Here is a 24956-nt window from a genome sequence, read left to right as displayed (position 1 = left end):
TATTTAATGGCTATTCGCTAACACCTCCTTTTTTCCTTTATCTACAGAACTAACTAGTACTAAACCGATGGTTAAAATAATGCCGCCACACAGAACGAACACCATACGGCCCCAGAAAGGATTTGGAAGAAGGAACATCAATACAACAGCTAATCCTGCGACCACAATTAGATAGCCCAAAATATTACGCTGGCGGTTATCGACACTGCGATGCTCATCGTCGTCAGTCACTACGGGCGTTTCACGGTTAACAAAGAATTGCGTAACTTCTGCTTCACGCTCCGGACTTAGCCCACGGTAGAAAAGCCGCGTGGAAATGAAGAAGCCACCTGTAATAACTGCATGCGCCATGATACCTACTGCCACTTTAAGATCAGACCATTCACGTCCAGTTAAAGCCGTCTCCAGGTTAAAAGTGCTCTCGATAAACTCAGCGGTCATCACAAAGCCAACCAAATAGGAAACTCCGGCCCCCACAACCAGTGTTGCCCAGGCAGCCCAGTCCGGTGTTTTACGAATGAAGAAACCTAACAGTGCAGGTATTGTCATCGGCAGGCCGATTAAAGCGCCGACATACATCATAGCGTCGAAAAGGCTGAGCCCCTTTAGCGAGTTGATGAATAATGCAAAACCGATAATCGCCAAACCAAATACGGTAGAAGAAAGCCTTGATGCCAGTACAAGCTCCTTCTCGCTGGCATTAGGACGCAACACTACTTCATAGAAATTCTTGACGAAAATGCCTGCATTGCGGTTCAGCCCCGAATCCATGGATGACATCGTGGCGGCAAACATAGCGGCAATTAACAATCCAAGCATACCTGCCGGCATATATAAGCTTACAAAGCTCATATAGGCAAAATCACCCGATTTCGCGCCAGCCTCAGGGTAGAGCGCAGCCAAATCAACACCTTCACTTGCCATAAACCAACTCGGCATAAACCAGATAAGTGGTCCAATAGTCATCAGTACGCATGCTAGAAGACCAGCTTTCCTGGCATTTGCAGAATCCTTGGCAGCTAGATAACGATAGGAGTTCAGCATATTATTGGTAATGCTGAATTGCTTTACGAAAAGAAAGAAGCCCCACAAAGCAAAGATGGAAAGGTAATTGATGTTATCGCCAACAAAGAAGTCGACCGGAAAGTTGTCTACTATTTCCGTGACACCCCCAGAATGATGCACCGCTACGATAGCGCAAGTGATGGTCACTGCCATGATAATCACCATCTGCATGTAGTCCGAAGCAATGACTGCCCAAGACCCACCAGTGACCGACATAAAAAGCACAACCAGACCAGTGATGATAATGGTAGTTTCCATATCGTAGCCAAAGACACCAGAAGCAACGATTGCTAGCCCATTCAGCCAAATGCCCGCCGCGATTATGCTGTTTGGCATCCCTGACCAAGTGAAAACCTGCTCATTGACCTTCCCGAATCTAAGACGCATGGCTTGGATAACGGTAATTACCCGGAGTTGCCTGAAGCGTGGTGCGAAATATAAGTAATTCATTAGATAGCCAAACGCATTGGCTATAAAAATGATGGCGACAGCAAAACCATCGTCATACGCCTTGCCCGCAGCACCAGTGAATGTCCATGCACTGAACTGGGTCATAAAGGATGTTGCACCGACCATCCACCACAACATGTTACCACCACCTCGGAAGTAATCACTGGTCGTCGAGGTAAATGTTCTGAATAGCCAACCAATGGCTATAAGAAAAAGGAAATAGATTCCTATTATTGTAGTATCTAAATCTAAGTTCATAATGGCGCACTCGTTAGTTCATTGATTTTATATTTTCTCTAAGAGAGAAACGATCATTGTTCCCGGAAGAAAACTACGTGCTCAAAGAACCTTACATAAAGACAATAAGCTTCAAGCGCTTCTAGCCGAGAACGTTTGTATAAAATAGTGTTGTATTTATAAAAAAACGCAAAACTACTAAAGCTAGGAAACTCTTGTTATATATCCAGCAGTGGTAATACGTCGCCCATGTACTTCAATACTTGTTGGAGAGCAGTCTTCAGTCATACAAATCACTAGAGTCTCCAGACCATTATCGAAGTTCATATCAATAATGTAGTGAGTGTCAGAAGCACACTCTAAGTTAATAGACTTCAGCGTTGGCGTGGAACCTAGGCAAGTCTCGCTAGCCTCATCGAAATAACCGTGCTCTTCAAAAACATTCATGAAAATATTGGCTGTCGACGAGGTTCTAGTAATGACTTTTTTGTCATGGCGAAGATTATGCTGAGGATCGTTGGCACCCACGAGAATTTGAAATGCACTAGTATGTTGCTGGGAAGTTTGGTGCCAAGTCACGAAACGGCTGTTATGCAACCATGTCATAGCATGATTGGGAGCCTCACTCTGTTTACCGACAACCCACAAGTGCTGGTAACCATGAGCATTACCAAGCGCGTGAAGCTCTTCACTCGGCGTGTAATCTCCATCCCATTTAATGACTTGTCCGGAGAAGTTGAAGACATAGTCATAGGTATGAGTATCGTTAGCCTCTACTTCAACCAAGTCGATTAAGACAGGTAACGATGAATGCTTAGTACTGAGTAGAATACTATGACGACGCTTCTGCACACCGGGGTACGCGTTGTCTGTTGAACAGCAAACAGCATCCACGCCATCAACGTCATAACGCTCTACGAAATGTTCAATACGACCTGTGTAACGGTCGGCGAGAGCATGATCGCCTTGATGCTGACTCAAACAATCCACTACAACAAGATTATGAGCAACCGACTGCTTGGCATAGCCTTCGTTTTCCGGTAGGTAGCGCCCCCCAAATTTGGGTTCAACATTTATCCACCGACAAAAACCATATTCCTGTAAGAACTCACGACCGCCACTAAAATAACTAAGGCCTAACTGGTCGAAATGCCCATGTCCCATGCCATGCTGGCCTGCTGAAACGACTAAGTGCTGGCGGCCTGCCCCCTCACCCTGTTTCAAATGAGCATGCCCTCCCCCCTGGCCCGTGACTCCATCGGTCAATAAAACACTAGGAGCCCAGCAAGACTCCGGCGCCTTCACTACTACATCAGAGAGCTCTGCGCCATGGGCATGTGCCCAGGCCCCTTTCTGTTGTTGCGCCAGCACCGCGAGTTCTTCATCGTACCCATAACGGCCAAAATAAATAGCCATCGCACAGCGAACGCCTTCATCATCAATGCCCATTGTTCTAGATGCATCATTGAGCGCAGGAAAAGCACCATTGGGATATGCCGTAGCCAGCAAAGTTTTAATAGAACGTCCAATTTTTTTCTCCGATCTGTCAAAAATAACCAGGCTGGGATAATGGCGTTCTAATGCCTCAGCAAATAGGCATAATGGGTGTATCGCAAAACGATGATAGTAAGGCCCCTCAACATAGTAACCATCCGGTGAAAAAAGCTGCTCAATCTGCGCTAGGAAACCACCGACTTCCCCACTACCTTCGAGGCCGTAAACAGCCATTTCGACATAAGCTTTACGGTCTAAGGCCATGCCGCAAATACCTATTGCGGCCACTGCCCATAAGCCATGGTTATGAATTCGATCAAAATCATGAGCATAAGTAACAGTGAACATCTCAAGCATTGGCTCAAACAGGCCATCAACAATAGCTTTCTTGTCTTCTTCGCAAAGAAAGTCCTGAAGCAGTGAATACCCTAATGAAGCACTGAGTAACCAAATATGTTCATTAAGAATTTGGTGAAACAATTTGCCTGGTGGATTTGTATTCCTTGCCACTTGAAAAGGCATACCGGAATAGATAGAGGCATAGCCCAACAACAAGTCTCGAGCCAAATCAAGGTAGGCCTGATTATCAGTTACTTTCCCTAATAAAGCTGCAGACTCAATTAATTTCGCATTATCTTTATGGGTATTGTGCTCAAAACTTCCCGCCTCGCCTTGACCCGGGATTACAATACCCACTAGCAATGCAGCATCAATATTAGCTTGCAGATTCTTGAGCGTTAACCCAAGTAAACTAGGGGTATTAAGGTGAGAACGAATTCTTAAAAAATCGTTACCCGACCATAAAACACTTGTAGAGTTGGTGGACATGATCATCCTCAGCCGCTGATGTTGGCACGACAAATACCCTGCCGAAATAATCGACATAAAAAATGCTTTCAATAAATTACACTTCTATGAAATCAAACCACCCGTTCCAGCCGTGCTCCTGGCCAGCAATCTCCACCGAGTGATCTCCAGCATCTTGAAATGCCACAGAGAGTCGAAAGCTTCGACCGCAAACTAGAGAAAGCTCAATAATTGCGTTATCACTACTGCTCGATAAAATTTTGACATCTTCTATTGAAGCGCTTGCGCCATGGCAAACTTCATGGGCTTCATCAAAATATCCATGGGTCTCAATTACAGTGGCAACAGTATGGTCAACGCCTTGCGATCTGGACATCAAGTAAGGTTCGTTGCGCAGATTATTATCTGGGTCTTTTGCTCCAGTAAGACCATAAACAATTTCACTGGGGTTTGAGGTAGCAACATGTGCAGAAGTAAAAGTATCCTCTTGCAGCCAAGTTATGCTTGCCGAATGGTTGGCAGCAATACGTGCCGTCTGAGAGAGCTTCCATAGATGCTGGTAACCATTGCCTGTAGATAATGGTCGTGGAGATTCACAGGGTTGCAAAGCAGGCTTTGTTGTAATGATTTGCCCCTGAAAGTGTAGCGGACTGTCGTAACGGTGTTCAGACTCACTCTCAGCGCGTTGAATATCGACTAGCAACGGCTCATTAATGTCCGGCAGATCAATTAAAAAGATAGTGCGCTGAAGCGAGACATCGGGGTAGTAGCCTATCAAGCGAGCGCTTATGGACTGACATTTCGGGTTTGAAAAATCGATATATACTAAAGAGCCATGGTTATCACAGGCACGTTGCGTATCCAGTGCGTGTTGCGATACTTCATCTACCACTATGGTGTTATGAGCAACTGTTTGCTTGGCATAAGTTTTATTCTCGGCCGTATAGCGACCACCAAACTTAGGCTCTACATTAACCCACCGACAAAAACCATAATCAGTAAGTGATTCAAACTTGCCGTTAAAAAACCCTAAGTGCAACCCATCAAAATGACCATGATCAAGCGCAGAATGCAATACTGGATCACTACCATGCTGCCCAAAGGTCATATAAACCATGGCCTCCTCATTACTCGAGGTGGGAGCACGCATTATTGCAACACCACCCTGATCCCCATTAGCACCATCTACGATGTAGCGGCTATCACGTGCTACCGGGATCTTGGCATGATTTTGAATACGTTCAAGAAAGAGGCGTGTCGATGCTAGCAAAGGTAGGCGACTCACATCATCCATGAGAGTATCCAACATAGCGCGGTGCAACTCGCACTTATCGTAACGTCCTACCAGTGTAACCGCTCCTAAGACTGCGCCTTCATCTGACAATCCAATCGTCTTAGAACTGTCATTTATTGCGACAAATCGTCCGTTGCCAAATGCTAGCTCTTGCAGACACTCTATCGCTTTGCCGATAATTCCTGCTCTATATTGATAAATTTCAGAATCCCTACCACTTTGAAACAAGGCCTCTGCCAGTAAAATTACGGGGCGTAATGCAAAGCGATGGTAGTAGGGCCCCTCCAGATAATAGCCATCGGGAGAAAAAAGCTTATCAAGCTGCGCGTAAAACCCGCCGGTCTTACCATCTTTGTTATTGCCATACAAAGAACGCGCTACAAGATCATCGTCAGCAAGCACAAGACCAGCAAAGCAGACTGCGGCCACAGACCAGATGCCATGATTATGAATAACATCAAAATCATCTACGTTCTGTATGGCGACAAGGTCGACCATAGGTCTAAACAGGCGATTCTCAATAACCTGAGCTTCATCTTTAGCCAACTCAGAGTGAATGTTGCTATAGGCATCTACTGCATATAAAAGCCACATGCTTTCGTTAAGACATTGATGAAAAAGCTTTCCGGGCGGGTTGCTGTCTTTTGATACATGTGGAGGTAAAGATTCATACATCTTTGCATAGCCAAGTAGCATGGCTTTCGAAAACTCTAAACAGCTCAAATCTGAAGTAATCAACCACAGCTGAGATGCAAGGTTCAGATGCTGGTAGTTAAGCTTATGCTGAGCATGCTCACTCCCTCCAGCCTCTCCCTGGCCAGGAATATTCAGTGGCGAGCAGAGAAGTGGGCGCAGTTTTTCTTGGGCATTAACCACTCTTTGAAGAAGCAAAGGGTTTGTAATATCGCTTTCGAAAGCCTTCCGAAGCTCATCGAGCTCAGTCGCACTGAACAACAACGCTGTATCCATTTATTTACTCACTTCTCTGCATTTTATTATATTTTATAAGGCGAATTTAACTTTACCGTTATGGGCACATCTGCCCGCCATTCACATCTATAACTTGGCCAGTGATATACCCACTCATAGCGTGAGAGGCAAGGAACACATAGCTAGGAGCTACTTCCTCGGATGTCCCAAAACGCCCCATGGCAATAGTGCCGCTGATCGCGTCTCTCACTTCCTGTTTCTTATCTTCGTGAAAGGCTGTATCAATGGTGCCCGGCGCTACAATATTGAAGCGGATATTGTCTTTGGTGAATTCCTTAACCCAGTTGCGGTGAAGATTGTGCAACATGCTCTTACTACCACCGTAAAGAGACGCTCCTGGACCACCACCTTCTCGGCCTGCGATAGACCCAGTACTTATGACACTGCTAGTCCCACCACTCTTTTGCGCAGACTCACGCAAAAAAGGAATGGCATACTTAGTAACCATCACAACGGAACGAATATTAAGATCCATCACAAGGTCCAAGAGGTCGTCATCAATATCCTCCAGGCCTTTGCGCCCCCCCAATCCACCAGCATTATTAATTAAAACGTCAATACCGCCTAAATAGTCTGCTGATGACTCAACGAGTTTTTTACAATCCTGAGAGCTGCGGATATCTGCTTGGAAGTAAGTTACTTGGCAAGAGTCATCAAATTGCTCAAGAATGGGCTGCGCGTCCGCAACAGAACGGCTACCATGCAGCACTACTTTCGCACCAGTTTCTGCCAGCACCTTGGCCACTGCCAGCCCAATACCCGCAGTAGACCCTGTCACCAACACTTTTTTGCCTTTCAAATCATTAAACACTTAGCAGCTCCCGAAGAAAATAATTGTCAAAATCATATCTGCGTCACTTCAACCTACAGAACGGCAACGAAGGAATAAGAAAAAATAGAAACGTAATTTCAATTTTATGAAACATCGTTTTAGACAAGCTATCAGCTAGGGGTAATTTTTAAAACGTTGTTTTAATAATTTTTTGTTCTAACGTTATTCCTATAATAATAGATTCATATATTGCACTCACTACATCTGGAGCGTATAAAATATATATATAAAACCGCATTTCATTATTTTTGGAACCATGGAGCTTATGACATCTGATATGAAAGTCGACAATGTAACGGCGGTGCTTAAAGTAATAGCTATTCTTGAGGGTTTGGATGCCGTGGGAGAATCTAGCCTGGCGGACTTGTCACAACGTGCTGTAATGTCCAAAAGTACGGCCTATCGCTTTCTTCAGACCTTAAAAAACCTTGGCTACGTTACGCAAAATCCAGAGAGCGAAAAATACCGACTGACGATGAAGGTATTCGTACTGGGGAGCTCGGCATTAGGCAATGTAGATCTCATTAAAACGGCAGACCCTGCCATGGCCTCACTATCGAAACTGACACGAGAGGCTGTTCACCTAGGTACTTTAGACACCAGCACTGCCGAAGTCGTCTATGTCCACAAGTACAATTCGCATTTCAATTTATGCATGCATACGCGAATCGGTGACCGTAGCCCGGCCTACACTAATTCGATTGGGAAGGCACTACTCGCTCATTTGCCACAAAATCAGCTGGATACATTACTTCAAAATATAAAGCTCGAACCTCGCACAGAAAAAACAGTAACTTCCGAGCAAGTTTTAAAAAAAGAGCTTAGCTCTATAGCCAAAAGCGAGTTATCAGAAGATCTTGAGGAAATGGATGAAGGAGTCTGCTGTTTCGCCACGCCTATATTCGACCATAACGGTAAAGCCATTGCGGCCTTGAGTATGTCGATTCCCAGTATCCGTTACCATCAAGAAATAACAAATGAATACAAGAAAATACTTATTGAGGCAGGTCGTAATATCTCAGAGAATCTTGGATATGCAAAAAAGTGATAATTTACATGTCAACACCCATCGCTTACATTTTTTACTACTTTAACTAAGGCCAAAGCAACTGATTCGCAACACATAAGGATTTAGACTCAGTACGAAAACTGCATGCGCTAGGCCTACGTCTTTAAAATCAGATCGAGCGCAAGCCCGACCCGCTTTTCGCTTATTTACTGAATTCAACCAATTAATACAGCACCTGCGGTTTCAAGTGCTTCAGTGCATTCATCTAAGAAGACCTGGACTGGGGTTCGCCGGTATCCCAACCGCTTTCTTGGTCTATAGTTTAGCGTATTGATGAAACTTCAGACCTCGGCATTAGCCACTTTTCGGAAGCCAATACCTTTAGGAAAATACTGCCTAATCAAACTATTGTTGTTTTCATTGCTACCACGCTGAAATGAGCGGTACGGGTCGCCTTCCCAACGCCCAATATGGCGACGTTCTACCACCTCGGCAGGGCGCTGTTTAATTCCCGATGCGGGACCTTGCCCAACCCTACCCGTTTAGTTAACTGGCGCTGATAGCGCCGTTGGCGTGGCAGTCAGAGTCGTTTCCATAAGTCCCCGCCGTGCTTCTTGTCAACCCAGGTGAGCGCGTAGATCCGCTGATAGTTCACATAAACGCCGTTTGCATTGGCCATGAAGCCGCTGATTTTTTGAGGGCCCAATTTGTCCATTAATTGGCTAGCGACCCAACGAATCAGGCTTGATAGCCGCTTAGTCACTTTCCAAGCGCTACGTCAGCGTTGATCACTGGTCAACTGATCCTGTTCAGGCACATATCCACTGGTCAGATTTCAGATTGATATGCTTTATCTCGCAACTAACGGTGCTGCTGTGAAAGAAAAGAACCTTAGCTATCTGTCGCCGGCTGATGCCGATCTCAAAATAGGCGAAATTTTGGTATTGTTGGATCTGGGTCAGCTGTCGTTTGGAGTGCCCCAGGTTTCGTAGATACCTCCAGGCCTTATATCTTCTACTTGTAGAAATGTGTCCTGACTCAGAAGAAAACCAATTCTTATACCGACGAATTCAGAGAAGCGGCCATCAAACTGGCGATAGAATCAAATCAGCCTATCACCCAGTCCGCCTGATCACTGGGGATGAACTTCAACTACCCTGACACCGGGCCGGTTACTAGAATACGATTTAACATGTTAATTCCTTATTGCTTATGAAAAGCCACGTTTGTAAAAACACACGAAAAATTCAAAAATATCGATCTTTATATAAAACAACGCTTTAAAAGCCGTATAGCGCTGCTGGGTTATCCACCAGAATTTTTTGACGCGTATCCACATCTGCCCAATGCAGCAGCACGTCAAGCTGTTCGGCATCATCCGGGTAGTGCTCGCGGGAGACGCCAACATGCGGCCAATTTGAGCCCCAGATTATTCGCTCAGGTGCGTGCTTGATTAACCGCTTTGCTATAAGTCCAACATCAGTATACTCAGGCCCGCCACTTAGACTGGCTTCATAACCAGCACAAATTTTCACCCAAGCATTGCCGCGATCCAGCAAGCGGAGAAGCTGCTCAACTCGGTGATCATCAGGAGCAACAGGTGGCATAAATTTGCCTATATGGTCGATGATGTAATCGGCTTTTACCGCGTTCAGTTTAGCCATATAGTCATCTATTTCGCGACCATTGAACTGCACCATCAAGTGCCAGCCAAACGCGCGCACTCGCTCTTCTAAGGTAGTTAAATCCTCAATTCCCACAGCCCCGCCGGGCAACTGCATAATCCTGGCACCCCGCGCCCCTTGTGCGTGTAGAGCCTCAATCTGTTGGTTGGAAGCATCCGGGGCAATGGCCACAATCGCACGTGCGCTATCCTGTCCAATTTCCTCCACTCCTTGCAAAGTAGCCCGATTATCCAACTGATAGGCATTAGGCTGTGTCACCACAACGCGCTCCAGCGAGAGCCGTTGCTGAACCTCTCGGTAATCGGCAACCGTTGCCAGCTCAGCTATTTTGGGGCCGCCTCGCTGCGCTTCAAAGCCGTCTAAAAATAGATGAATATGGCAGTCGATTGCCCCTGCAAGTGCCTTATAAGCGGGCGGAACTCCTGTTAATTGACGAGTATTCGTAGGGATAGACAACGTTACTTCTCCCTGAATGAGTAAATGGATGGCGCTTCGAGGTTAATGTCAAAGGCCAGCGTTGGGCTGGCAATGGAAATCGGCTACCTGGCCGAACCGATGCGTTAATATTTAATTTGTTCGGGCAGAATAGGCTCATCAAATCATTCGATATCAAACGTCGTGGCGCGTTGACTTAGTTCAATCGTTTGCTGTGAAAACAGCAAGACAGTTGGGTCGAGACTGCCATTTCAAAGCGCTTAGCTCAATATTCATACACGCAGGGCACTGACATTTGCCTCTCTTTAAGAAGCTACAGTTAGCCCGTCCTTTCACCAGCCCAGCTCGGAGAAAAGGTTGGTAAGAAGCCTGATTGCGTGCTACCACAGACGTTATATTGCCGTAGGAGCAAGCGTTACCCGTTGAGACAGAGAAAATTAACGGATGTCCTGAAACAGTCACGTTCATAACTGGCCAATCATATTTATATGAAGTTGTTAGATATGCGGGGGCGCTGGCTGCGCAGATTAAACGCATGGCAATCTTTGCCAATCCACAGTATGTTTCAAAACACAGGCATCTCGTTTCTCAACGCATGGTATTACTCGCTACATACCCTGTGCCTGAATCGAGCAAGGTTATCTTTCGGTATCGAGAGCTACCACACCGACTGTGCTTGACATCGTACCTTGGCGACAGTTTAAGAGACGACTGGCTGCTTGCATTCGGCGATACAATTACTAGCTAGATACAGCCCGCGCTTTACTAGGCTTATAAGGGGCAGAAGGCAACCCGGTGTCAGAAGAGACGAACGGCCTAATGAGCACCCTCAAACATGCGGTGGCGAGCATTATCGATGTGCGAGCGCATTGCGGCCTCTGCCCGCTCACCATCTTTATCGCTGATAGCCTCCACTATGGCCAAGTGTTCATTCTGCACCATTTGTAAACGTTCCTGGGAGGCCATCAACGACAGCCCCCTGGTCAGATTCATGCCTTCTCTTATGCTCTCGTTAAGTGATTTCATGACGGTGATGTAGTAATGGTTGCTAGCCGCCTCGGTGATCGCCAAGTGAAAGCGGTAGTCCTCATCAGTTGCTAATTCATGACGGGCATTAGCTTCGTCAATGATATCGTAGCAACTGCGAATCCGATCAAGTTGTTCCTGCGTTCGCCGCAGGGCGGCCAAGTGTGCTGCGCGCGCCTCGACGTTGGTACGAAATTCAAAGCAGCGCTGAATATCGGCAATACTGGATATCGGCGCAAACTTGAGAACAGCGCTGTCGGGCTGTCGGATCACGAAACTACCAGAGCCTCTCCGAGACACCACTAGTTCGTCTTCCTTGAGACGTGATAAGGCATCACGCAACACCGGGCGGGACACTTCATAGCGTTGGCACAGTTGCGCCTCGGTCGGTAGTTTCTTGTTAACCGGATACTGACCTTCAATGATCGCTTCCAGAATCTTTTCGTAGACTGCAGAAGCCAGTGAAAATGTCTCGTCTTGTGCCATCCTGCCTTGCTCCGGTGCTTGATTTCCTGGAGGCCGCTGGTGAGCGGTATTTCCGTATACCATATCAAAGGTGCCAACGACTGGATCTTTTCGGCCAAACCGGGACACCTTTATATGCTTGAACTGCTATATGCTTGAACTGCGATTTAGCAGTGATTGAGAGCCGCCAGCGCTCAAGGTGCCTTGACCTGCGCCTTGGTTTCACCGCCCCCTTTCCTACCTCTCCAGATGCCACTGGCGATAATCAATGTCCACGTCAGGATCGCGAGTATCGCTAGCACCATGGCGATAGGCCTGTCGACGAAGGCTATCAGGTCGCCGTCGGACTTGAGAATAGAGCGCATGAAATTGCTCTCGATAATCGGCCCGAGAATAAATGCCAGAATCAAGGGGCCCAGCGGAAAATCGTTCTCCATCAGAAAGACGCCTACCAGCCCTAAACCGAGCATCACCCAGACATCAAACATGGTGTTATTGGCGGAGAAGGCCCCTACGATACAAAACATCAGTATCAATGGGTAGAGAATACCTGTTGGCACCGCCAGTAATCTTCCAGCGCCCTTGATTGCCATCAGGCCCAACGGCAACAGCAGTAAGTTGGCCAACACGAATACCATGAAGATGGCATTGACCAGCGCACCTTGCTCGGTGAAGATATCCGGGCCCGGTGTGATGCCCTTGGTGATCAACACCCCAATGATAATTGCAGTGACGGTGTCGCCGGGAATACCGAACACCAGTGCGGGAATATATGCGCCTGACAGAGCCGCATTGTTGGCAGCACTGGCAGAGACCAGGCCTTCAGGGTGACCAGTACCGTACTTCTCAGGGTGCCGAGAGAGCTTGCGACTAATGGCATAACTGATCCACGATGCGATATCCGCCCCGGCGCCAGGCAGTGCGCCGATCAGGGTGCCGAGAATGCCGCCCCGGGCAACACCACCCTTGTAGCGCCAGACAGTACCGGCCACACCATCGAGCATCTTGCCTTTGGGGGTCTCTACTTTAGAGGCTTGCTGCCCCGCTGTGGGCAGGCTACGCAATAACTCAGTAATGGCAAACAGGCCGATCAGCACTGGCAACAACGAAATGCCCGCCAGCAGATCGTAGCTGCCCATCGTAAATCGCACTTGCCCGGATACACTGTCCATGCCGACCAGTGCCAATGACAGGCCAATCAACATCGAGATGGCACCCTTGAGCGGATCACCACCAGCTACAAGAATCGCGCAGGATAGGCCCAGAAGAGCTAGCCAGAAATATTCGTCGCTGGTGAATTGCAGTGCGAACTCGGCAATCCTTGGCGCGAACAGCGCAAGCACCGCCACTCCGATAACGCCGCCCAGCATCGAGCAGGTGACATTAATGCCCAGGGCCAGACCAAGTTTGCCCTTCTTACCCATCAGATAGGCTTCGTCGGCATAGACCGCCGACGCCGGGGTTCCCGGCATGCGCAGCAGCGCGCCGGGTATATCCCCAGCAACGATGGCCATGGCGGTAGCGGAGACGATGGCGGCAATCGCTGGCAGCGGCTCCATGAAAAAGGTTACCGGCACCAGCAAGGCCGTCGCCATGGTGGCGGTGAGTCCCGGTATGGCCCCCATAAACAACCCGAACAAGGAGGCCGCGAAGATCACCAGGATCACCTCCCCGTTGAATACCATAGAGGCGGCTTGCATCAGTTCGTTCATCGGTAAAGCACCTGTTCAAGCAATCCCGGATTCAGTGGCACATGCAAAAGCTGAGCGAACATTATCCAGATCATCGTCGTCGCCACTGCTGCAAATAACAAAGCACGCCACCACCCTTGGCGGTGATAAGCGCGAAATAATAGCGTCAACAATGCCGTAGCAACGATGGGAAAACCGAGTACTGGCGTCAGCAATACATAGGCAACGACACTGGCCACCACCGCCGCCAGTGCCTGCAGAAAAGGACGCAGGGCCACCCTGGATGTCCACCGCGCCCAAGCTTGACGCTGTTTAAACCCTTTAATAACTAGAAGACCTCCCATCAGTAGCAGCAGGCCCCCTACCACCTTGGGAAAGGTCCCGGCACCGTAGACCTGGCGTGGTAAAGGATCCAGATCGGCAGAAGCAACGATGAGGACGGCCCCGAGGGCCGCCGCCATTGTTCCCGATACCGCATCACTGGTGCGCATGATGGCTATCTCCCGGGCGTGGTAACGCCATAGTCAATGCGCCGTGGACACGGCGCGTATTCAGGCATGTCACTGAGCAAGGCCCAGCTTATCGATGATGGATGCGTTGTTGGCGTCCTGCTCGGCCATGAACTCCTCGAAACCTTCCGGACCTTCCCAGACAGCGCCGAAGCCCCGACCTTCCATGAACGACTGGAAGTCGTCGGAGTTCCACACATTGTCAGCCGCGGTGAGCAGGCGCTCAGAGATATCTTCGGGCAGGCCCTCGGGGGCTACCAGGCCGCGCCAGGAACCATGTGTCCACTCATCACCCGTCACTTCACCGGCTGCCGGGGTATCAGGGAAAGCATCTACACGATCTGTGGACAAGACCGCCAGCGTGCGGACACGACCGGCTTCACGCATGGAATCGATCTCGGGTAGCGATGAAAAGACGATATCGACACCACCCGCCGCCAATTCTTGCAGCCCCGGAGCCGCCCCTTCACTGGGCACTAGATTAACGGTGTTCGGATCGATGCCTTGCTGGTCCAGGAAACCGGCAAAAGACAGGTGGTAGGCTGCACCAGGAGCGGAGCCCGACACAGTGTACTCATTTGGCGATTCGGCGAGATCGGCAAGCGCGTCATCCAGGTTCTTCCACGGTGAATCAGCGCTAACAGTGAACGCCGCGTAGTCGAGATTAAGCAGAGCAATCGGAGTGAAGTCTTCGTAGGACAGATCGGCAGTACCGATGTGCCTATAGGTGGCGATCTCAGCGGTGCCCAAACCTAACGTATAGCCATCGGGGCGAGCCCTTGTCATTGCTACGTGGCCGACAACACCAGCACCACCTGTACGGTTGACTACATTGACAGGCTGCCCCAACTCTTCCTGTAGACCGGCAGCAAACTGCCGACCCACGGCGTCGGTACCGCCACCAGCGGACCAGGGCACAATCAGTGTAATCGGCTTGGAAGGGTAGTCGGCACCAACAGCAACCGTAGAGGTGGCCACCAACAGGGAAGTGCAGAGCAGTTGTGTAAGCGTTCGCATGGATTATCTCTCTTGTTGTTTACTTGTTAGTTGAGTTCTGAAGGCCCGGCTAGGACCTGCAAGGACCGCCACCGGGAAGCACGCAAGCAATCGTGACTTCTCAACATGGATTATACAAGTTATTACAAGTTAGACTTTCTACTAACACACCACTTCGACATCACCGAAATCAACTTCACACACTTTCACATTAAATATTTAAAATTATTGAAAACATAAACTTATATAATTATTAGATTAAATATTCTTTCACTTAAACGTCAGAAAAAAATCTCTTCATAAGCGCTACACCTCATCATCACCCAACAACTTGTTATTATTTGTTTGAAAGCCACAGAGCGCTGGTCTAAGGTTAGGTGGGTAATGCTGGCTAGCTACGTGTAGCTACGTACGTCCCTTACTGCATCCAGGCCGACACCCAGCAGAATAAAACCAAGCTTTTCGCTACGTAGCCCTTCTCCCCATTCTTCAACTCTATGCGGGGCTCAGTGCAGACCCGATTCATTCAGGAGTACTTCATGTTCGCCGATCTCAACGACAAGACCGTTCTTATCACTGGCTCTACTAAAGGCATTGGTCGCGCCGCTGCGGTAGCCTTTGCTCGCCAAGGTGCTACCGTCGGCATCAACAGCCACCAGAAGGACGAGGCTGCTAAGGAGCTCATTACCCAGCTGGAAGCCGAAGGCGCGCGTTTTGCCTACTATGAGTGCGACCTCACCAAGAGCGGTGAGTGCGAGAAACTGGTCAATGCTTTCGTCGAGCAATTTGGTAGCCTCGACGTACTGATCAACAACGCCGGTGGGCTCGGGGTACGTAAAGGCCTTGAGTCCCTCGAAGACGACGATTTTAATCTGGTGATGGACCTGAACCTGCGCTCCGTCATCATGACCACACGCTTCGCTATGCCGCACCTGAAGGCCTCCGCCAAGAAGCGTGGCGAAACTGCCAGCGTCATTAGCACCGGCTCGATCGCTGGTCGCGAGGGCGGTGGCCTGGGCGCATCCTTGTACGGCGGCTCCAAGGCCATGCTGCACAACTTGCACCGCAATTATGTGAAGGAATTCACCAAGGATAACGTACGCTTCAACATCGTCGCGCCGGGCACTATCGATACAGCCTTCCACGCTGACAAGAGCCCTGAGCTGATGGAAAAAATCGCTTCCAGCATCGCCATGGGCCGCGTCGGCACGTCCGAGGAGTGCGCACCGTCCTTCCTGTTCCTAGCCTCCCACGCTGCCAGTGGCTACATCACCGGCCAAGTTATCGACGTCAACGGCGGCCAGATGTGCCCCTAAGGCGCCTCACGCCTGGGTGAATGTTTTGGCGCTAACTGATCGCGCACCCCAAGCGGTCGGCCATGTTTCCGGCCGCTTCGCCACCACCTACCATCCACCGACGTTATCCCCTATTGCAGGAGACCCACTATGACAATCGAAGGCCATCACCTGATCGGCTTTGAGTCGCTTGCCGGCTCCCCCGACGACCGTGGCATCTCGGCAGTCAACCCCGCTTCTGGCGAGCCTATTGCTCCCCAGTACCCGCTGGCTGGCCAGGATGAAGTTGAGCGCGCCTGCCAGCTGGCAGAAGACGCCTTTCTTACCTACCGCCGCCTACCGCTGGTCGAGCGAGCCGCCTTTCTTGAGGCTATAGCCGACAACATTGAAGCCCTCGGCGATACACTGACCGAGCGCGCCATGGCCGAAACGGGCCTGCCCAACGCACGTCTTGAAGGCGAACGCGGGCGTACTTGCGGCCAGCTCAAGCTGTTCGCCGAGGTCTTGCGCAGCGGCGACTACCTCGGTATCCGCATCGAGGATGCACTCCCCGATCGCGCGCCCATGCCTCGCCCATCACTGGCCCAACAACAAATTCCTATGGGTCCGGTCACTGTCTTCGGGGCCAGCAACTTCCCGCTGGCTTTCTCTGTTGCCGGCGGCGATACCGCGGCGGCACTAGCAGCGGGCTGCCCGGTCATTGTCAAGGCGCACTCAGCTCACCCCGGCACTTCCGAACTGGTCGGTCGCGCCGTACAACAGGCCGCGAAGAGCTTGAATATGCCGGAAGGTGTGTTCTCGCTGCTCTACGGCAGTGGTAATGAGCTCGGCCAGGCACTGGTCAAGGACCCGCGCATCCAGGCAGTCGGCTTCACCGGCTCTCGCAATGGCGGCACCGCCCTTCTACGTACCGCTCAGGCGCGCCCGCAGCCAATTCCCGTTTACGCCGAGATGAGCAGCATCAATCCGGTACTGCTACTGCCACAGCACCTGGAAGCCAACGCCGAGGCGTTGGGCGATGCCTTCGTCGCTTCACTGACCATGGGTGCCGGCCAGTTCTGCACCAACCCTGGGTTAGTCCTGGCCCTGTCCGGCTCTGCACTTGAGCGCTTTGTCGAGCAGGCCGGTACAGTAGTGCGCGATGCCGCTTCTCAGCTGATGCTAACGCCCGGTATCCACGCCGCCTACCAGCAAGGCGTGGCGCGGCTTAAAGAGCAGACGAAGGTCACCCTGGTCGCCCAGGGCAAAGGCAATGACGAACTCGCCTGCCCCTGCCAACCGCACCTTTTCCGGACCACCGCCGATGCTTTCATCGGCAACGCCGAACTACACGATGAAGTGTTTGGCTCCTGTGCGCTGGTGGTTGAGTGCGAGTCAGTAGCTCAGATACAACAGGTATTAACCGCGCTGGAAGGCCAACTGACCGCCACGATCCATCTTGAGGAAGCCGATTACGAGCTGGCCGACAAACTGCTCCCGCTGCTAGAGCGTCGCGCCGGGCGCATTCTGTTTAATGGCTGGCCCACCGGCGTCGAAGTGTGCCACTCCATGGTCCACGGTGGCCCATGGCCCTCAACCTCCGACTCACGCACTACCTCGGTGGGCAGTGCCGCAATTCAGCGATTCCTACGCCCGGTTTGCTACCAGGCGCTACCAGAGCAACTGGCCCCTGATAGCCTCAAAGCTAACAACCCTCTGGACCTGCCCCGCCAGGTTAACGGCAAACGCTAATGGCCCATCAGTTGGCGACACCCAGGGTTATCTCTACCTGAACTCTCGCCTGGCATGACTAGGCCCTCGCCAATGGCGAGGGCCTTTTTTATTCATCGCAGTTCTATAAGACGATAAGGCCATGCTGGCAAGTCACCATTCATGGCTAAGAGTCGGCGATATAAAAGGCGTCTGAAGTGAGGTTTTTCAACCTCACTTCAGACGCCAGAATCTGCTGCTTTTGTTATTCCGTTACCTCAGTTGGCTTATTCACCGGTCTTCAACTGAACCGGCTTACGGATTGCCAGAAAATAGACAAAAACCGCGGTCAACACAATGAAGAACAGACTATCAGGCTGGGTAAAGAATACCGTTAGGTCGCCGTTGGACAATGTCAAAGAACGACGCAAATATTCTTCCAGACCTGGGCCGAGGATAAAGCCGAGTAGCAGGGTCACCACTGGATAGCCATACTTGCGCATATAGAATGCCAACACCCCCATGACCAACGTCATCAGCATCTGGAAGGTCGAGTAGGTCGCTACATAGCTACCGACTACCGCCAACATAGCGATTGAGCCAAACAGTACGTCGCGGCGAATGCGCACAATGCGGATAAAGTAGGGACCCAGCAGGTACATGGTTAGCGGGATCAGAACCAACGCACTGAAGATCAGCGCTGCCAGCATAGGGGCGATCAACCCAGCTTGCGACTCCATCAACTGGGGCCCCGGCTGAATGCCGTTGATCACCAGCACGCCAAGCACGATGGCAGTGATCGGGTCACCTGGGATGCCAAAGGTCAGCATGGGCACGAGGGCACCACCACAGACCGCATTGTTGGCACTTTCCGCTGCAGCAATACCTTGCGGATTGCCCTTACCAAAGCTGTCTGGTTCGCGCGAGGTACGCACCGCTTCAACGTAAGCCAGGAAGCCGCCCATGGAACCGCCCGCACCAGGCAGGGTGCCTACCAGATAGCCGATGGTAGAGGACTTAAGGTAGCAGGCGGCACCAATACGACGAATCGATGAAAACGGCGGAATAAAATCGCGGCGGCGAATCTTCGCGACGCTCTTTAATTTCTCGCGAATGCGCTTCGCCTCGTCGTTATCGGCCAACTGCACCAAGAGCTCGCTGATCGCAAAGGTACCGATGATCACTGGCATTAGATCAATGCCTGCGGCCAGATCTCCCATACCAAAGCTGAACCTCGCCACCGGCACCATGGCATCGAGCCCCACGGTGGCCAGCATTAGACCAAGGCAAGCCGCAATGGCCGCACGGCGCACATTGCCCCGCTGTGCGATCACGATGACCGTTAACGCAAACAGGATTAGCGCGCATTTGCCGGTGGTCTGCACTAGCAACGACAGGTCAGCGACCAGCGGTGCCAACACTACCAGCAGCACCGCACCGAAGACGCCGCCGATCATTGAACCAAAGGCAGCATGCCCCAGCGCCAGAGGGCCTTCGCCTCGCTGCTGCATGGGATAACCTTCCAACGCCGTCATCATCGAGGACGGCGCACCGGGAATATTAATGGTAGTAGCGGTGATACTGCCACCACACATGCCCGCCATATAAATGCTGGCGCAGGCCATTAGTGCAGTGGTCACGTCCAGGCTATAGGTCAACGGCAATAACAGTGCCAGCGCCAGAGTGGCAGTCAGGCCAGGAATTGCCGAAAAGATAGTGCCGATCAGAAAGCCAGCGACGACATAAAACAGCACCGTGGGATTGAGCAGGAGGCTAAAGCTTCCCGCCACTTGCATTATAAAGTCCACGCATCACCCTCCACGCATTGGTGTACGGTTATCGAATTACTAGGCATGGCTTACCCCCAGAGTGTCGGCAAACGGACGTTGAAGACCTGGTTGAACAGCACAAAGCCCACTGCGGTGATCGCCAGTGCAATCACCACCTTGCTCAACCACTTGCTCAGCCCTGAGAACAGCAGCATAACCGCCAGGACGTAGACCGCAGTAGACAGCACGTAGCCCAGCCACTGGAAAGCGAGTACATAGACCAGGGTCGCTACCATCAGCGTCAGTTCCAGCGATAAACGACGGCCTCGTGCGGCACCTGTCGGCGCCTCGTTATTGCTGGCCTCGTTAGCACAATCTGCGCCATCAGCACTGATATGACGTACCGCAGACCACCACTGCAGACTACACAGCACCGTAGCCAGTACGCCGATCAACAGCGGGAAGAAAGATGGCGTCAACTTACCACCTTCTAGGGGTGGGCCCATCTCTAGGCTGCCAATCAAGTAGGCAAGCGAAAGCAGTGCCAGCACACCATGGAACCGGGCCGCGCCGGTGCCAAGCGAACGTGCTAGCAGGGAAGAAGAACGAGACATCAAAACCTCTCTCGGTCTCTACGCTTTGGAGACCGACAACTTGGTGATCGGGGGGGGAGAAGTGGATTACGACCAGAATCAGTGGGCCCGGGCGGGCGCCTTATGTACCGTCAGGCGCCCTACCCGGTTGAACCTTTGCCATCGGCGAGGCGTCCCGCCGATGTCCCTGAAGCCAATAGAGCTTAGAGATTCAGCTCATCCATGGCGTCAAAGGTTTTCTGCTGGTAGCTCTCGATCCACTCGTTGACTTCCTCGCTACCGAGCCACCCCGGAGCAACACCAATGCTGGTGACCCACTCCTGAAACTCTTCACTCTGGTAAGCCTCGTGGTAGGTAGTCTCCAGCGTTTCAATGACATCCTCTGGAGTATTGGCCGGGGCCGCCAGCACAATGAAGCTACCAGTTTCAAAGTCGATACCAAATTCAGAGATCGGTGGCACGTCAGGATACGCGGCGTTCTGCGAACCAGACAGTTCGACCACACCTAAAGCATCACCGGAGGACAGGATGCCGGAGAAGTCGCCCAGGCTTGAGATAGCAGCATCGATCTCTCCGGACAATAGTGCTTCGGCTTCGGCCGTGGAAGATCCCGGATAGGAAATGACATTAAATGATACGCCTGTAGCTGCTTCCAGACGGCGCACCGCCAGATAAGGGCCAGACCCCTCCGGCGCCACCCCGATACGCACCGTGCCGGGATCAGCCTCGGCTGCCGCGATCAGCTCTTCATAAGACGAGTAGCCGGACTGCTCCGACACCACGATAGCATCGGCCTCCTGAGTCACTCTCGCGAAAGGCTCCAGATTATCCAGCGAGTAGCCTGGCACCATATTGCCACGAGGCAAGGTCACAACGCTGTCGTAGGTCAGCACACCAATGGTATGTCCGTCGGGACGCGCCTGGCCCAACTGCATCAGCCCGGTGGCTGTCACTGCCCCGCCGATATTCTCAACGTAGATGGAGGTAGGCAGCGACTCTTCGGCCAGGCTGCTGATCTTACGCGAGATCGCATCAGCACCACCACCAGCGGGCCAGGGCACAATCATGCGGATGTCCCGCTGAGGGAAATCGGCCTGGGCGACGGATATTGCCGACATGGCGGTGAGCGCCGTAGTGGCTAACGTGGCACCCGCCACACCCTTGGCAATACGTTGACGAATGGACGAGTTGAGAGCGTTAGAAGTGAACATGACGTCTCCTAATGATTGTGATTATCTTTGGATCGAAGTCGCCCGCGGGCAGCCGCAGGATTATTTGCTACGGAGATAGGCCTGATATTCTTCCTGGGCCTGTTCGTTGGGTGGATACAAGCCGATGACCGCCGCGCCGGCATTTACCTTCTCCAGCACATAGTCCTCGAAAGCTTCCATGCCGCTGGCCTCTTCAGCGACTTCATCGGCAAGTTCTAGCGGCACCACGATGACCCCATCGCCATCGCCAACCAGCACGTCTCCCGGGTAGACCGGCACACCACCGCATCCGATAGGTTGCTGGATATCCACCGCATGGTGCTTGGTTAAATTGGTCGGGGCGCTAGGCTTGGTACAAAACACCGGCATGTCCATGCCGCCGGCGTACTCGGAATCACGCACACCAGCATCGGAGACGAAACCGGCGCATTCGCGCACCTGCAACCGAGTCAGCAAAATGCTACCGGCACTGGCAGCACTCGCATCCTGGCGACAGTCAGACACCAGTACACGTCCCGCCGGCACACTTTCCACCGCCAGACGCTGAGGGTGCTCCGGGTTCCGGAAAGCAGCGACCACATCCAGATCTTCCCGGGCCGGGATGTAACGCAAGGTATAGGCCTGCCCAACCATCTTGACCTGAGAGTCGTTCATACGACCGACGTGCTGGATGTAGGTATTCCTAAAGCCCCGCTTGTGCAGCAGCGTGTGAAGTGTCGCCGTTGAAGCCCGTGTCAGACGCTCACGGGTCAGGTTAGACAGCTCTTCGTGGGGATAGTCGTTAATGATGCTCATTGGCTCCGCCTGTAACTGGCAAATAAAGTCTTTGGATGACGGGATCACTATAGAAATCGTCAAAAGATATTTCAAACAAATTTTTACAACTTATTCAAAATGCAGCAAAGCCCTATTATTTAAATGATAGATATTCGATAGATAAAATAAATTTAATGAATAAAATCAGTTTCTTAATCACTTATCGCCAACAAAATTAAATCAAACACCTCCAACTTAGACATAGGTCTAATAAGGAAATATTTGTATTAAAACTGTTCTAGAAGCCAAGACCGGAGATCAACACCCAGGCGCCCCACGCTGTCTCTCGATAGTGAGCTACTCAATCTGGGGGCTTCGGCGGCACTCGATCCTATTCCCTATCCAAGTAAACGCTGAGTGCTGCGAGTCATTCGTATGAATGCCAGGGGATTGCTCTATTAGCTAATATGCATAAATACTATCAGGGCTTACGCAAATATATTCTGGTGCTCGCATGTCGGCACCGCCCCTATAAAGCTGGCAAGATCCACGAATTTTTAGTTTTGTTATAGGGCTAACTTGGACCAACAAGAACCTGATCGTTGCTATTCAAGGCCTTGTTCATAGCGCCAGCGAATAATTCCGGGTATTTGCCTCGCGGCTATCGGTGTACTGCTGCTAGGACGTAATGAGTGAGCAAGCACGGTCAACAGCCCGTCTATGGGCGACGAGATCCGCTTCTCAGTGCCAAGACATTACATAGAAAACTACCGAGAAGATGAAACAGTACCCATTCGCAGGGCTTCTAAGGACAACGCCATGTCCTCGGCAAGATCATGTACAACAGCGCTGTCTACGTCGCGCTGGGCAAAGGCTCTTAGTCCTATTACCTCGGCCTGCAGACGCCGTCCTAGCCTGTTGGGATCGAGCTGGGAGTCCAACTCCCCAACCTGCTGGGCAGCAACGAAGCGTTCGATAAAACGCTTTTCCATGCTCGCCAGCAACTCCTCTGCTTTGCGCCAAGCCGCCTGCTCTCGCTCGCCCAGCTCCAGCAGGCTCTTAACTAGCATGCAGGCGCGATTTGGCAGCTCTTGGTCACGAAGTCCGCCGAGCCGTCGCAGATAGGCAGCCAGGCCTGTCAGCGGTGATTCGTGAGCGTTCAAAGTACGCTCAAGCTCGGCCAGAGCCAAACGGGCGTAGCGCTCTAGAGCTTCCTGAAACAGCCGGTCCTTACTACCGAAGGTGGCATAGATACTGCCCGGGCGCATATCTAGGGCTCGCTCCAAGTCTTTCAGCGAAGTGGCATGAAAGCCCTTCCGCCAGAAAAGCTGTAGAGCCCGCTCTAAGGAGTCATGGCGTTGGTGGAGAGTTGCACGAGGCATGATCGAATCCGATTTCAAAAGGCCGCTAGAGAAAAGCGGCGTCAACAATTTGAACGATCGCTCAATTTTATCTTGAACGATCACTCAAGTACAGCTACAGTCGTGTTCGATAAAAACTATACCTATCACGCCTTTTTTTGAGTGATCACTCAAAATCATGCTCTTGCCTGTAGCAAGACATATTTTTGTCGAAAAAGTAAAGGAGCCGTTACATGACCGATTTTACGCTTCACGATCAGCAAAGCGCCCCTCAACCCAGCCAAAAGCTATTGGATACATCGATCCAAGCATTCGGCATGATTCCTGGCTTACACGCCGTCATGGCTGAAGCACCGGGGCTATTGGAGGGGTATCAAAAGCTTCACCAGCTAGCGCTGGATAGCAGTTTTGATAAGGAAGAACTTACCGTGGTTTGGCAGACCATCAATGTCGAACATGCCTGCCACTACTGCGTTCCTGCACATACGGGCATTGCTAAATCAATGAATGTGGACGATGCCATCACTGAGGCTCTGCGAAACGAGACTCCACTTCCCACAGCACGTTTGGAAGCGCTGCGTAATTTTACGCTTTCCGTTGTGCGTGGTCGTGGCCACGTAGATGAAAATGACGTGCAGGCCTTCCTCGCTGCTGGCTTTACAAGACGCCAGATTCTAGAGGTCGTACTTGTCACAGCGCAGAAGGTCATGAGCAACTATACCAATCATCTAGCAGACACGCCGGTTGATGCCCCTTTCAAAAAATTTGAGTGGCATAAGGCTAATTAATAAACGTATCGCGAGAAGCGGCGCTCCAGCGTCGCTTCTTGTTTTTGGAATGAGGCTTCTTTAACAGTGATGGAACTTTTAAAATATTGGATACAAGAAAAAAGGCTCCTGCTGGAGCCAATAAAATGGAACAGATCAGAAGGAATTAGGCCTTCCATGGGGGGTGACATCCTTGTCTAGAGGCTTCATGCCATAACATAAATCAATTTAGAAGGTATTTTGCGCCGCATCAAATTAGACATCCATGGTTTAGCTTGTGCTGTCGTTTCTTCTCTACAGGGTCGTCTGACCTACCACGCTCTCTACTTATCCTTTTGCCGTCATATCCCAGTGCTACGCCAAACACGTAGCGCCGTACCCGCCGGCGAGTGAAGGATCTAGCCTTCCTTGAGCATTTGTTGGTACGTTAGCTAATTCAGCACTTTTTCAACAGTTATGATGGCTAGACACCTTTATACGAGATAGGCGATACGCGATCGCGTTGAACCTTCGCCTGCTAGGTACCGTTC

At 51.1% G+C, this 24956-nt stretch carries 18 protein-coding genes; 4 read left to right on the top strand and 14 right to left on the bottom strand.

Features of this window, described 5'->3' with window-relative positions; translation table 11 throughout:
• Nucleotides 1-3 precede the first annotated feature (3 nt).
• From ACFIOZ_RS02180 to ACFIOZ_RS02165, 4 genes are all read right to left on the bottom strand, one after another.
• A complete protein-coding gene (locus ACFIOZ_RS02180) occupies nt 4-1773 on the bottom strand; it encodes a sodium:solute symporter family transporter (protein ID WP_386081947.1) in 1770 nt (589 codons plus the stop codon).
• Nucleotides 1774-1956: 183 nt separating this feature from the next.
• The gene (locus tag ACFIOZ_RS02175) at nt 1957-4074 is read right to left on the bottom strand and encodes a heparinase II/III domain-containing protein (protein ID WP_386081945.1); all 2118 of its coding nucleotides are present in this window, start codon (nt 4072-4074) and stop codon (nt 1957-1959) included.
• A 76-nt stretch (nt 4075-4150) separates the two neighbouring features.
• Nucleotides 4151-6316 carry a heparinase II/III domain-containing protein gene (locus ACFIOZ_RS02170; RefSeq protein ID WP_386081943.1) on the bottom strand — a complete coding sequence of 722 codons (2166 nt, stop codon included), beginning with the start codon at nt 6314-6316 and terminating at the stop codon, nt 4151-4153.
• A gap of 58 nt (nt 6317-6374) precedes the next feature.
• On the bottom strand, nt 6375-7148 hold the full coding sequence (locus ACFIOZ_RS02165) for an SDR family NAD(P)-dependent oxidoreductase (protein ID WP_386081941.1): 774 nt from the start codon (nt 7146-7148) through the stop codon (nt 6375-6377).
• A gap of 286 nt (nt 7149-7434) precedes the next feature.
• Between ACFIOZ_RS02165 and kdgR the strand changes: the two genes are divergently transcribed.
• Entirely contained in the window at nt 7435-8217 is a 783-nt protein-coding gene (gene kdgR, locus ACFIOZ_RS02160) for a DNA-binding transcriptional regulator KdgR (RefSeq protein WP_386081939.1), read from the top strand.
• Nucleotides 8218-9458: 1241 nt separating this feature from the next.
• On the opposite strand, the gene ACFIOZ_RS02155 is transcribed toward kdgR, so the two are convergent.
• From ACFIOZ_RS02155 to ACFIOZ_RS02135, 5 genes are all read right to left on the bottom strand, one after another.
• Complete coding sequence (locus ACFIOZ_RS02155) at nt 9459-10319, bottom strand: amidohydrolase family protein (RefSeq protein ID WP_386081937.1); 861 nt, start codon at nt 10317-10319, stop codon at nt 9459-9461.
• A gap of 795 nt (nt 10320-11114) precedes the next feature.
• A complete protein-coding gene (locus ACFIOZ_RS02150; RefSeq protein WP_386081935.1) occupies nt 11115-11810 on the bottom strand; it encodes a FadR/GntR family transcriptional regulator in 696 nt (231 codons plus the stop codon).
• A 173-nt stretch (nt 11811-11983) separates the two neighbouring features.
• Nucleotides 11984-13501, bottom strand: a complete 1518-nt coding sequence (locus ACFIOZ_RS02145; protein ID WP_240720025.1) for a tripartite tricarboxylate transporter permease — start codon at nt 13499-13501, stop codon at nt 11984-11986.
• The gene (locus ACFIOZ_RS02140; protein ID WP_386081933.1) at nt 13498-13971 is read right to left on the bottom strand and encodes a tripartite tricarboxylate transporter TctB family protein; all 474 of its coding nucleotides are present in this window, start codon (nt 13969-13971) and stop codon (nt 13498-13500) included. Before ACFIOZ_RS02140 ends, ACFIOZ_RS02145 begins: the two co-directional genes overlap by 4 nt.
• A 69-nt stretch (nt 13972-14040) precedes the next feature.
• Nucleotides 14041-15006, bottom strand: a complete 966-nt coding sequence (locus ACFIOZ_RS02135; RefSeq protein WP_386081930.1) for a Bug family tripartite tricarboxylate transporter substrate binding protein — start codon at nt 15004-15006, stop codon at nt 14041-14043.
• A gap of 518 nt (nt 15007-15524) precedes the next feature.
• Here ACFIOZ_RS02135 and ACFIOZ_RS02130 point away from each other — a divergent pair.
• Both ACFIOZ_RS02130 and ACFIOZ_RS02125 read left to right on the top strand, forming a co-directional pair.
• Entirely contained in the window at nt 15525-16301 is a 777-nt protein-coding gene (locus ACFIOZ_RS02130; RefSeq protein WP_342583616.1) for an SDR family NAD(P)-dependent oxidoreductase, read from the top strand.
• Between the two features lie 129 nt (nt 16302-16430).
• Nucleotides 16431-18011 carry an aldehyde dehydrogenase (NADP(+)) gene (locus ACFIOZ_RS02125; RefSeq protein ID WP_386081928.1) on the top strand — a complete coding sequence of 527 codons (1581 nt, stop codon included), beginning with the start codon at nt 16431-16433 and terminating at the stop codon, nt 18009-18011.
• A 245-nt stretch (nt 18012-18256) separates the two neighbouring features.
• On the opposite strand, the gene ACFIOZ_RS02120 is transcribed toward ACFIOZ_RS02125, so the two are convergent.
• The 5 genes from ACFIOZ_RS02120 to ACFIOZ_RS02100 form a co-directional block, all read right to left on the bottom strand.
• The gene (locus ACFIOZ_RS02120; protein WP_386081926.1) at nt 18257-19777 is read right to left on the bottom strand and encodes a tripartite tricarboxylate transporter permease; all 1521 of its coding nucleotides are present in this window, start codon (nt 19775-19777) and stop codon (nt 18257-18259) included.
• A 50-nt stretch (nt 19778-19827) separates the two neighbouring features.
• Nucleotides 19828-20352, bottom strand: coding sequence for a tripartite tricarboxylate transporter TctB family protein (locus tag ACFIOZ_RS02115; protein ID WP_386081925.1), 525 nt, complete (start codon nt 20350-20352; stop codon nt 19828-19830).
• Between the two features lie 182 nt (nt 20353-20534).
• Nucleotides 20535-21542 (bottom strand): Bug family tripartite tricarboxylate transporter substrate binding protein, encoded by a 1008-nt coding sequence (locus ACFIOZ_RS02110; RefSeq protein ID WP_386081923.1) that lies wholly within the window; start codon nt 21540-21542, stop codon nt 20535-20537.
• Between the two features lie 60 nt (nt 21543-21602).
• Complete coding sequence (locus tag ACFIOZ_RS02105; protein ID WP_386081922.1) at nt 21603-22400, bottom strand: ribonuclease activity regulator RraA; 798 nt, start codon at nt 22398-22400, stop codon at nt 21603-21605.
• A 665-nt stretch (nt 22401-23065) separates the two neighbouring features.
• On the bottom strand, nt 23066-23680 hold the full coding sequence (locus tag ACFIOZ_RS02100; RefSeq protein ID WP_386081921.1) for a TetR/AcrR family transcriptional regulator: 615 nt from the start codon (nt 23678-23680) through the stop codon (nt 23066-23068).
• Between the two features lie 212 nt (nt 23681-23892).
• Here ACFIOZ_RS02100 and ACFIOZ_RS02095 point away from each other — a divergent pair, with 212 nt between their 5' ends.
• Nucleotides 23893-24447, top strand: coding sequence for a carboxymuconolactone decarboxylase family protein (locus ACFIOZ_RS02095; protein ID WP_386081919.1), 555 nt, complete (start codon nt 23893-23895; stop codon nt 24445-24447).
• Nucleotides 24448-24956 lie beyond the last annotated feature (509 nt).

Origin of the sequence: Vreelandella sp. F11 (assembly GCF_042466685.1) — a bacterium.
Lineage (GTDB): Bacteria > Pseudomonadota > Gammaproteobacteria > Pseudomonadales > Halomonadaceae > Vreelandella.
This window is presented reverse-complemented; position numbering and strand designations above follow the sequence as displayed.

Coding starts and splice junctions, on each gene's coding strand:
- ACFIOZ_RS02175 (WP_386081945.1), bottom strand. CDS start 4,074: ATGTCCACCAACTCTACAAGTGTTTTATGGTCGGGTAACGATTTTTTA.
- ACFIOZ_RS02110 (WP_386081923.1), bottom strand. CDS start 21,542: ATGTTCACTTCTAACGCTCTCAACTCGTCCATTCGTCAACGTATTGCC.
- kdgR (WP_386081939.1), top strand. CDS start 7,435: ATGACATCTGATATGAAAGTCGACAATGTAACGGCGGTGCTTAAAGTA.
- ACFIOZ_RS02095 (WP_386081919.1), top strand. CDS start 23,893: ATGACCGATTTTACGCTTCACGATCAGCAAAGCGCCCCTCAACCCAGC.
- ACFIOZ_RS02180 (WP_386081947.1), bottom strand. CDS start 1,773: ATGAACTTAGATTTAGATACTACAATAATAGGAATCTATTTCCTTTTT.
- ACFIOZ_RS02100 (WP_386081921.1), bottom strand. CDS start 23,680: ATGCCTCGTGCAACTCTCCACCAACGCCATGACTCCTTAGAGCGGGCT.
- ACFIOZ_RS02145 (WP_240720025.1), bottom strand. CDS start 13,501: ATGAACGAACTGATGCAAGCCGCCTCTATGGTATTCAACGGGGAGGTG.
- ACFIOZ_RS02130 (WP_342583616.1), top strand. CDS start 15,525: ATGTTCGCCGATCTCAACGACAAGACCGTTCTTATCACTGGCTCTACT.
- ACFIOZ_RS02140 (WP_386081933.1), bottom strand. CDS start 13,971: ATGCGCACCAGTGATGCGGTATCGGGAACAATGGCGGCGGCCCTCGGG.
- ACFIOZ_RS02125 (WP_386081928.1), top strand. CDS start 16,431: ATGACAATCGAAGGCCATCACCTGATCGGCTTTGAGTCGCTTGCCGGC.
- ACFIOZ_RS02115 (WP_386081925.1), bottom strand. CDS start 20,352: ATGTCTCGTTCTTCTTCCCTGCTAGCACGTTCGCTTGGCACCGGCGCG.
- ACFIOZ_RS02150 (WP_386081935.1), bottom strand. CDS start 11,810: ATGGCACAAGACGAGACATTTTCACTGGCTTCTGCAGTCTACGAAAAG.
- ACFIOZ_RS02135 (WP_386081930.1), bottom strand. CDS start 15,006: ATGCGAACGCTTACACAACTGCTCTGCACTTCCCTGTTGGTGGCCACC.
- ACFIOZ_RS02170 (WP_386081943.1), bottom strand. CDS start 6,316: ATGGATACAGCGTTGTTGTTCAGTGCGACTGAGCTCGATGAGCTTCGG.